The following is a 9,788-nucleotide window of genomic DNA, read 5'->3' on the forward strand; positions in this document are numbered from 1 at the left end:
ACGATTAAGCAAAGACTACGAGGAACGAACCGATAACAGCGAAGCCATGATCCTCGTCTGCATGATTCACCGTATGTTACGCCACCTAAAGCCAGCAGAACTGGCCGGCGGCTGGGATAAATAGCTTTTCAAACACGTTCTCAGACAATCCACCGCCGCGGCACCAGGCCGAGACCTTCAAATGTGCATCATGCCGCATCGAGCCCCGGCCCGTCGCCGAAGTAATACTTTCGGGCCTCGGGATTATTGAGCACTTCCTCGGCCGTGCCGTGGCAGAGCACGCGCCCGGCGCGGATGATGTAGCTTCGATCGGTGATCGCCAGGGTCTCGCGCTCGCGGTGATCGGTCATAAGGATCGCGATGCCATTGTCGCGCAGGCCGCGGATGATTTTTTGAATGCCGTTGATCGTCACCGGGTCGATTCCGGTAAACGGCTCGTCGAGCAGAATAATCTTGGGGTTGGACACCAGGCAGCGGGCGATTTCAAGCCGCCGCTTCTCGCCGCCAGAGATATAAAGAGCCGTCGATTTGCGAATGCGAGCAATATCGAACTGGACAAGCAACTCTTCGCATCGTCGCAACCGCTCAGCCCGTTCGATGCCGAGCATCTCCATCACGGCGAGGATGTTGTTCTCGACCGAAAGCTTGCGGAACACGCTCTGCTCCTGGGCCAAATAACCCATTCCGCCGTCGCGGGCGCGGCGATACATGGGCCAATGGGTCACGTCGATGCCGCCGAGCGTCACTTTGCCCGTGTCCGGATCGATCATGCCGCAGGCAATCCGAAAGCTGGTGGTTTTGCCGGCGCCATTTGGCCCGAGCAAGCCCACGATCTCACCTTTTTCGACCTCGAAATCGACCCCATCAACCACCCTGCGGCGGCCGTAGGTCTTGACGAGTCCTTTGACTTGCAGGATCGGCATGGAACAACCTTCGGTCTCAGGTTTTCAGCGAACAAATCCCATTCGGCCGAAATTCGGGAAAAAGGGAAACGGGATCGAATGCTCGTCGGAAATCCGGATCTTATCGAACGAATGCGGCCAGTAAACGAAGAGCGCTTTGCCCACCAACAGCCGGCGGTCGATGAAATGCTCATTCGACCAGAGCCGACCGTCCTGACTAAGAGGGCTATTATCGCCGAGCGCGAAAAATTGATCGTCGCCGACGAAGAAGTACTGATCGTGCCGCCGCACTTGGCTTTCGGCGTCGCGGAGCTTAGCGACCGCGCCGGGGGGGAAGCAGAACCATTCATTGCTGGCGGGCCAGTCGCGAGGCGGCTTGCCACCCAGTAAATCGTAACTCGGATGAGGAAGATTCTGCCGATCGATATACGTGTAGTACACGTCGCGGAGCACCTGCAAATGGGTCACCCGCAGCGCAGCCCCGAATGAGCCGATGCCCGCCGGAGAAAAATCCGCTCGGTCGGTGTTCACCACGCCGTCCTCTTTGTCTGACAGCTCGTCGAACGTCGTCGGATTGTCGAATTGCACCTGCTTATTGTTGACCACCAGTGTCAATTGATGGTCGACGTTGGCGAAGAGGATCGTGTAGCTGCCAGCGCGGGAAATGCCGCCTTCCTTAGCCCGAGGCCGCTTCGCCGAATCGAGCCCCGGAATCGAGAGTTCGGCGGCGCCGTTGGAAAGATCGAGTTGACAGCCGAATCGCTGTTGCTTCTTGACCAATTCAAGTGCGATTTTCCCCGTCGGCTCTTTAACGTCGGCCTGAAATTCCACGGCCAGATCCGTAATAACCGGGCGCGACTCGCTGAACATCTCGCTATTACTGGCGTCGTAAGCAATGAAATCGTGAATCGGCTGAACGGCTGCCGGGGCACGCAACTGTTCGCCGCGCTGGAAGGCACTCCAGTCGTCTGGCAAGGGAACATAGTTGTAGTAGTTCAGCCACGCTGCGCCGGTCGTCCCGGCTTTGCCGTTCGTCACCAGAGCCTTATGATCGGCGCTTCCGGACGGCGCGGTTTCGTATGTCCACGAGGCATCGTGGCTCTGCCATCGCGTGGGCCATCCCTTGGAAATAAATGGCTCGTAGACGTAATCGTTGTCGTATACAAGTTGCAGCATCGCCCGCAGCTTGGCCGGACTCTTTCGAGCCATCTCGAATGTCTTGCCGCCGTCGCGACTCACGCTTATGTCGCCGTCGCGGATGCGAATGATCTCGCTCGATAGGCCGATGAGCCGCTTGATGTAGTTGGTCTTCGCATCCTCTGGATACTTGAACACGATCACGTCCCAGCGATGCGGATCGGTGAAATCGAACGCGAATTTGTTGACCAAAATCCGGTCGCCGTTGTAACTGGGACAATGGCCGTCGGAACCGCCGGCGCGGTGGATTTCCTCGTCTTGTTGTTTAACCAGCGCCTCAAGCTCGGCCCGCTCTTCGCCCGTTTTGGACAGTGCCAGCTCGCGCTTCAAATCGGCGAGGCGGTCGAAATTGATTTCCCAGCGGCAATTTGGACAAACGCAGGTGTGGACTTCTCGAATTGGCGGTCCCTCATCCGGATCGCTCGTTCCGACCTGGAAGGGAATTCCGCATTTAGGGCACTTCAGGTCCATGTGCCGGCCCACGAGAGTTGGGGCCATCGAGCCAGTCGGTATGACGAACGCCTCGGCCTCGAACGTGCGGAACAGAAACGCCAGCACGAAGGCGATCACAACCGATTCAATCGTCTCGCGGACGGTTCGCGACCACGCGGACGGACCGTCATCCGGGGTCGATTCAGCAATGCCGCCGGCCGGCCGGCGCGCCTTCTCCACCGATTTCTCTTTGGATTTGGTCATTCTTGCCTCAAAGCCGATTTGCCCGTTTGACATCCGTCTTTGCAAATAGTCCCGATTCAAGAAATATATCCGAATGACCCGTTGATCGGAACGTGAAAACTGGGCTCATTGAGGGGGAAAGCGCCAGGAAAATCGCTGCCGGCAGCGGGATGTGCTCCCGCCGGAATTCCACTGGCAGCTCCTAAAGCGATTGATCGGAACCAACTAGCGGCTTTACAATTGGTATTCACGGTCAGAGCGACGGACTGAGTTACTGGAAGCGGGTAGATGGCATCCATGTCCAGCGGCATCGACGCATATCACAAATGGCTTTCAATTCCTCCCAGCGAGCAGCCGCCGAACCATTACCGGCTGCTTGGTTTAGGGCTTTTTGAAAGCGACCCAGACGTAATTGCGGCGGCTGGCGACCGCCAAATGGCCCATGTGCAGACTTACAAAAACGGCCCGCACGCCGCATTGTCACAAACGCTGCTCAACGAAATCGCCGCCGCCAAGCTCTGTTTGTTGAAACCGGCAAAGAAGGCGGTTTACGATGAACGGCTTCGCCAGCGGGCAGGGACGCAAACGGCCCAAATGGTCTCCACGGCATCGGCAGCAACGTCAGCAATCGCCTACAAGACCCTGGCCGGTGTGCCGTCCAGTCCAATGCCGCCCCCCCCGTTCGCAGTACCACCGCAGCTTGCTGATTCCATTAGCGAGCCAAGGCGGCCGGCGCCTTCGATGACAGCCCTCGTAGCCGCCGGAGGGTTGGTCATCCTGTTGCTAGTCGGCGCAATCGTGGTTGCCGTGAAGTTGCGACGCAGCACTCATACGACAGTTTCCTCTGATTCGCTCGCAACGCGTAACGCAACCGGTCGATCGCTTGATGCCGCGACGTCCGAGGGAACCGCTAAACTTGAAGTTTCCAAGACGCTGTCTCCTGCGCCGCATGACAGCAACGGCCAAAGCAAGCCGATTATCCATCCGTTATCCCCGGACGTAGGAGAACGCAAAACTGACGCGATTCACGTTGCCTCGACCGCGACTCCGCCAGCAAATCCGCCGATCGCATCTCTGGCTACGGCAACAAGCGACGTTAAACCGCCCGGTTCGGATCCCGACGCAAAAGCCCGGCCGGTGAACGACGCGGCCAAGCCGATTCCGCCCGAAAACCTGGCGCCTAAGAAGTGGAACGTTCCCAGCGATCAGGCTCAAGCCGCGGTTCAGAAACGCTTCGCCGAGACATTTGGTGATTCCGCGCCCGAAGTCGTTATCGAGAAGACTGAACCGCTCACCGACGGGCCGCTGGTCTATGTTGCGCTGAATACGGCCTTAGAGTGGTCGATTGTCAAAGGCGACGTCGCGCTCGTCGGTCAAATCACGGATGAACTTAGCCGGCGATTCACTCTGGACGCGGTACCATTGCGGGCGAAGGCGCTTGTCGAACTGCGGCCCCATATTGCCACGACGCCGGGCTGGGAGGCGCTGGCCGGCGCGGCGCTGCCGCTCATCGACGAAGCCATCGCGGCCAACCGGCCGGCGCTGGCCAAGAAGCTTGCCGAGACCAGTCTCGTCGCTGCCCGCAAGTCGGGCAATTTGGAATTGATCCGCAAGGCGACGCTCCGCGTGGCGCCATTGCAAGAGCAGGGCGGAGTTGAACAAGACAATTGATAGCGCGGCGTAACGGCACTGTGATCGTGATGAGCTGCAAGTGACAAATCCCGCCATGCCTTCACCTATGCGCAATCGCGTTTTCCGCCGCGCCGCTCAACAATGCGGCATGCTCATCAGCGGCGCGGTGATTGTATTCCTCGGCCTGGGACCGAATCCGCGTGTGCTATTTGGGGAAGACCCCGATTCGGCGGCGGTGGCCGTCCCTGTGCCGGATTCGGCGGCACTTGAAAAGGCATCTAAGGTCGTCAAGCAACTCTTCAAGGATCAAATCGACGGCGCAAAAATTCCGGCCGCGAAGCTTGAACTGGCCAAAAGTCTTTTACAAAAGGGGATCGACGCTCAGGGCGATCCGGCGGGGCGGTACGTCCTACTGCGAACTGCGCGCGATTTCGCCGTCGCCGCGTTGGATTCCGGCCTGGCAGTGCAGGCGGTCGACGAAATGGCTAGAGCGTTTCAGCTCGATGGCCTGCCGTTGAAGCTTGAAACGCTAACAACCGTCTCTAAAGCAACGCTGCCTCCGGTTCAGGCAGTGGCGTTCGTCGAGACGACCAATACTGTGGCGGAGGAGGCGATCGCCGCCGACAACTATGACGTCGCCAAGCAGGCGCTCGCACTCGGGGTGGCCGCGGCGAAGAAAACGCGCGATGCCGATCTCATCAAGCACCTTGTCAACCGCGGCAAGGAAACCGAAGCGCTCGAAGCCGCCTTCGCCCAGGTTAAGTCCGCGCAAGTTAAGTTGGAGACGAAACCGCTCGATCTGGATGCGAATCTAGCGGTGGGCCGTTATCGAGCGCTCGTCAAGGGCGATTGGGACGGCGGGATCCCAATGCTGGCACTGGGCGGCGATCCGAAGCTCAAGGCGCTGGCGATTCAAGAACTTTCGATGTCGGATTCTGGAGACGAACTGCTCAAACTGGCCGACGCTTGGTGGGACTACGCCGCTGGGGTTCAGTCAAGTGAAAGGGATCGCCTCGAGGGCCGGTCGTTGTATTGGTACGAAAAAGCGCTTCCGCTCATCTCAGGATTGTCGAAGGCGCGGGTCGAAAAGCGACTTCAGGAGGCGAGCGCCAAGTTGTTTGGCCGCATCCAAAATGCTGTGCACGCCAAGAAGATTTCGTATAGCCGCACTGCAGGGTCGAATCGCGGGGCCGGCTTTATCGACGTACTTGAGGAAGGCGGCCTGCTCGTGGGCTTGGAGATCGGCACGATCGACGTGGACGGCGAACGCTATATCCGCGCCATGCGCCCCATCTATCGATCGCCCCGGGGCGAGGTTTTCGGCCAATGGCATGGCCCGCAGCGAGGCAATAACTTCACGCTCAAAGCCAGGGAGGGATACGCGGTTGGCGGCCTGACCGCGAGGGCCTCAGGCCGCATTAATGGGCTTTCGATCACCTTTATGCAGATCGAAGGGATCGGGCTGAATCCGCGAGATTCCTATACGAGCCAATGGGTCGGAGGCCAAGGAAACAGCCCCGACGTCCATCTCGGCGGCTCTGGCTCGTTGGCTGTCGGCCTAGCCGGAGCGACGGACCAAACGGCTCTCGAAGAAATCTCGCTCGTTTCGGTACGATAGGAAATAGTTTCCTACGGCGATCGAAATTCGATCATTGCCACACTCAAACGTTGCATCAGGCGCCGGCGGCGATACGCGGGCAACCATTCATACAACAGCAACTCTGCCGGGTACCATAGCGCCACCCAACCGAAGATCTCCAGGCCGCTCGCGACTCCTAATGCGAACCTTCCGGAGAATACGCCGTGGATTACTTCGGCGATCGCGCCGACAACGATCAGAAATGCGAGGCCAATCAGCAGGGCTATCCTCCCATCACGGAGTGTTTTTCGAATTTCGCGTCGCTCGGAATCGGCACGAAACACCGAGTAATCTCGCAGCGCGGCGATGAGTTCTTGCGGTTCGGCCATCGAACTGGCCGGAAGGCGAATGATCAGTTGCAGCTCGCTGCCGCGCGGTGCGCGTCCCCACTGCTCGTTAATCGAGTCCAGAATCTGCGGATGGAGCGCTTTCGGCCCCAAAGGGGGCGGATCGCGCGATTCAAACAACTGCGCCGCGCTGCGCAGCGATAGCTCAATCACAAATGGCGCCACGACGACAAATGCTCCTAGTCGGAATGGGGTCGGCGATGGTCCCCGGCGATATCGCGGAAGCCGTTCCGAGCGAGACCGCAACCGCAATTTAATTAGATCAAGGCACGGAAGGACTCTGCGGCTCAACCGACGTGACATGGAGCAGCGAGCAAATCTTGAATTCGGCCGGCACGCCGTCATCCGCTTCGTTGACGCCGACAAGGATATCCGTTTCGGTCAGCAGCGCCATTTCGGGATGGTGAACTTCATACGCCTGGCCGCTCGACATGACTAACCGAAAGGGTTTGAACGGGCGATTTGCCAGCAATTGGCGAAAGGTTTGGACGGTCATGCTCGTTGCTACTCTACCACCCAGGTATCGCCCGTATTAAACAGCGCTTCCAGGCTGCCGGGGCCGCGTTTGGAGCGGGCTTCTTCAATCTGCGCATTCACGCGCTCGTCGTACATCGGGCGGGCCACGTCGCGGAAGATGCCGATCGGCTCGGGGAATTCCGGATGCCGCATGCGGCTCAAGAGATAGGCCAGGCTCGGCTCAGGGAGCTTCTCGTCGTGAAACAACAGATCGTCCTCGGTGATCCCTTTGCCGAGTTGCACGACTTCCAATTGCATGCCGGTCTGGCGGATTCCCTTGTCGCGATTCTTGCCGAACACCAGCGGCTTGCCATGCTCCAATTCAATCGTCGTGTCGGCCTTCGTCTGCCGATCGGTGGCCCATTCGAAGGCACCGTCGTTAAACACGTTGCAATTCTGGTAGACCTCAACGAACGACACTCCGCGATGCTCCGCCGCCCGCTTCAGCACCATCCCGAGGTGCTTGATGTTTACGTCGATCGAGCGGGCAACGAACGTGGCCTCGCAGCCGATGGCTACGGAGAGAGGATGGATCGGGTTATCGACCGAGCCGACCGGAGTGCTCTTCGTCACCTGCCCGAGCGGTGAGGTCGGCGAATACTGCCCCTTCGTTAGCCCGTAAATGCGGTTGTTGAAGAGCACGATCTTGAGGTCGAGATTCCGCCGGATGGCGTGCATCAGATGGTTGCCACCGATCGAAAGCCCATCGCCGTCCCCCGTTATAACCCAGACCATCAAATCCGGACGGCAGACCTTGAGCCCCGTCGCCACCGCCGGGGCACGGCCGTGGATCGAGTGCATGCCGTAGGTGTTCATGTAATACGGGAAGCGGCTCGAGCAACCGATACCCGAGATGAAGACCATGTTCTCCGGCGCCACGCCGAGCGTCGGCAACACCTTCTTCATCTGGGCCAGGATCGAATAATCGCCGCAGCCGGGACACCAGCGAACGTCCTGGTCGCTGGCGAAATTCTGCGGGGTTAATACGGGAAGCAGTGCGGTGGACATTGTATGGGCTTTATCGTCAGAGGTCAGAAAATCGGGGTCGAATTCCGTGTGCACGTCACGACTTCCGATCTCGGGGACTACTTCAACATCGATTCGATCTTAGCGCCGACTTCGGCTACAGAAAACGGTTTTCCCTGAACCTTGTTCAAGCCCTGGGCGTCGATCAGGAAGATACCTCGGATCAACAGCCGAAGCTGGCCCAGATTCAATTCGGGAATCAGCACTTTTTCATATCGTCGCAGCAGTTCGGCAAGGTTTTTTGGAAACGGATTGAGATAACGCAAATGCGCATGGGCAACCGATCCTCCGCGCGATTGGGCCTCGCGGACGGCGGTCGCGCAAGCGCCGTATGTTCCGCCCCAACTCAACACGAGCAACTTACCGCTCTCGGGACCATCGACTTTTTGCGGCGGCAATTCGCGGGCAATCCCGGCGATCTTCGCCGCTCGCAAACGAACCATATGCTCGTGGTTCTCCGGTTCGTAATTGACGTTACCCGTAATATCTTGTTTTTCCAACCCGCCGATCCGGTGCATCAAGCCGGGAGTGCCGGGGAGCGCCCAAGGGCGCGCCAGGCGTTCATCACGAGCGTAGGGCATGAAGCCGTGGCCGTTCGTCGGCGCGACCGGATGGTGGACTTCGATCTTGCCGAGCGATTTCACGTCGGGAATTCGCCACGGCTCCGAGCCGTTCGCAATGTAACCGTCGCTAAGCAGCATGACGGGCGTCATATAGCGAACGGCGATTTGCCACGCCTCTTGGGCGATGTCGAAGCAATCCGCTGGGCCCTGTGCCGCGAGCACGGGCAACGGGCACTCGCCATTGCGGCCGCACATTGCCTGCAGCAGGTCGGCTTGCTCGGTCTTTGTCGGAAGTCCGGTGCTTGGCCCGCCGCGCTGCACGTTGACGATGATCAGCGGCAGCTCAGTCATCACGGCCAAGCCAATCCCCTCTTGTTTGAGCGCAATGCCCGGGCCACTAGAGGTCGTAACGGCCATTGCCCCGCCGAACGCCGCCCCGATCGCGGACGTGACAGCCGCGATTTCATCTTCGGCCTGAAACGCCCGCACGCCGAAGTTCTTGTATCGCGTTAGTTCGTGCAGAATGTCGCTGGCTGGAGTGATCGGATAAGAACCCAAGAACAGCGGGCAACCGCTCCGTTGGGAGGCGGCCACCAAGCCCCAGGCGAGCGCCTGATTGCCGGTGATATTGCGATATTTACCTGGTGCTAGCTTCGCTTTCGGAACCGCATAATGATCGCCGAATGCTTCAGTCGTCTCGCCGTAATTGTAACCCGCATAGAGCGCGCGGCGGTTTGCTTCGGCAATCTGCTGAGACTTGGCAAACTTTTCCTCGATGTACCGAAGCGTGGGGTCGAGCGGCCGGTCGTAGAGCCAGAACACCAAGCCCATCGCGAAAAAGTTGCGGCAGCGATCGCTCTCCTTGGTGCCCAGTCCAAGGTCTGCGACGGCCAGCCGGGTGAGCTTCGTCATCTCGACCGGAAATAACCGGTAGCTGTCGAGGCTATCGTCTTCCAGCGGGTCGGTTTCATAGCCGGCCATTTTCAGGTCTTTGTCGTCGAAGGAGTCCTTATCGACGATCAAGATGCCGCCCTTGACTAGGTCGGATAGATTCGTCACCAGCGCCGCCGGATTCATGGCCACCAGCGCATGAACCTGATCGCCGGGCGTAAAGATCTCTCGGCTGGCGAAATGGATCTGGAACCCGCTCACCCCGGCCTTGGTGCCTCGCGGAGCCCGAATCTCGGCGGGAAAATCGGGAAACGTGGCCACGTCGTTGCCGACCAGGGCCGACGTATTAGTCAACTGCGTGCCGGCCAATTGCATGCCGTCCCCCGAGTCGCCGCAAAAG

At 59.1% G+C, this 9,788-nt stretch carries 8 protein-coding genes; 2 read left to right on the forward strand and 6 right to left on the reverse strand.

Going from position 1 to position 9,788, the window contains the following annotated elements; translation table 11 throughout:
- Positions 1 to 188: 188 nt before the first annotated feature.
- Together lptB and lepB are read right to left on the reverse strand one after the other, a co-directional pair.
- A complete protein-coding gene (gene lptB, locus VGY55_08945) occupies positions 189 to 923 on the reverse strand; it encodes an LPS export ABC transporter ATP-binding protein (protein ID HEV2970105.1) in 735 nt (244 codons plus the stop codon).
- Positions 924 to 947: 24 nt separating this feature from the next.
- A complete protein-coding gene (lepB, locus tag VGY55_08950; protein ID HEV2970106.1) occupies positions 948 to 2,795 on the reverse strand; it encodes a signal peptidase I in 1,848 nt (615 codons plus the stop codon).
- A 267-nt stretch (positions 2,796 to 3,062) separates the two neighbouring features.
- Here lepB and VGY55_08955 point away from each other — a divergent pair, with 267 nt between their 5' ends.
- Together VGY55_08955 and VGY55_08960 are read left to right on the forward strand one after the other, a co-directional pair.
- Positions 3,063 to 4,445 (forward strand): hypothetical protein, encoded by a 1,383-nt coding sequence (locus tag VGY55_08955; GenBank protein ID HEV2970107.1) that lies wholly within the window; start codon positions 3,063 to 3,065, stop codon positions 4,443 to 4,445.
- A gap of 67 nt (positions 4,446 to 4,512) precedes the next feature.
- The gene (locus tag VGY55_08960; protein ID HEV2970108.1) at positions 4,513 to 6,024 is read left to right on the forward strand and encodes a hypothetical protein; all 1,512 of its coding nucleotides are present in this window, start codon (positions 4,513 to 4,515) and stop codon (positions 6,022 to 6,024) included.
- 11 nt (positions 6,025 to 6,035) lie between these two features.
- Here the strand turns inward: VGY55_08960 and VGY55_08965 are convergent, their stop codons facing one another.
- The 4 genes from VGY55_08965 to VGY55_08980 all read right to left on the reverse strand — a co-directional run.
- Positions 6,036 to 6,374: a hypothetical protein gene (locus VGY55_08965; GenBank protein ID HEV2970109.1), complete on the reverse strand. Its 339-nt coding sequence runs from the start codon at positions 6,372 to 6,374 to the stop codon at positions 6,036 to 6,038.
- Between the two features lie 280 nt (positions 6,375 to 6,654).
- The gene (locus VGY55_08970; GenBank protein HEV2970110.1) at positions 6,655 to 6,888 is read right to left on the reverse strand and encodes a hypothetical protein; all 234 of its coding nucleotides are present in this window, start codon (positions 6,886 to 6,888) and stop codon (positions 6,655 to 6,657) included.
- Positions 6,889 to 6,896: 8 nt separating this feature from the next.
- Complete coding sequence (locus VGY55_08975) at positions 6,897 to 7,916, reverse strand: 2-oxoacid:ferredoxin oxidoreductase subunit beta (protein HEV2970111.1); 1,020 nt, start codon at positions 7,914 to 7,916, stop codon at positions 6,897 to 6,899.
- Between the two features lie 77 nt (positions 7,917 to 7,993).
- The coding region (locus VGY55_08980) for a 2-oxoacid:acceptor oxidoreductase subunit alpha (protein HEV2970112.1) at positions 7,994 to 9,788 on the reverse strand (1,795 nt) is incomplete at its 5' end.

It is taken from the genome of Pirellulales bacterium, from assembly GCA_035939775.1.
Taxonomy (GTDB): Bacteria; Planctomycetota; Planctomycetia; order Pirellulales; family DATAWG01; genus DASZFO01.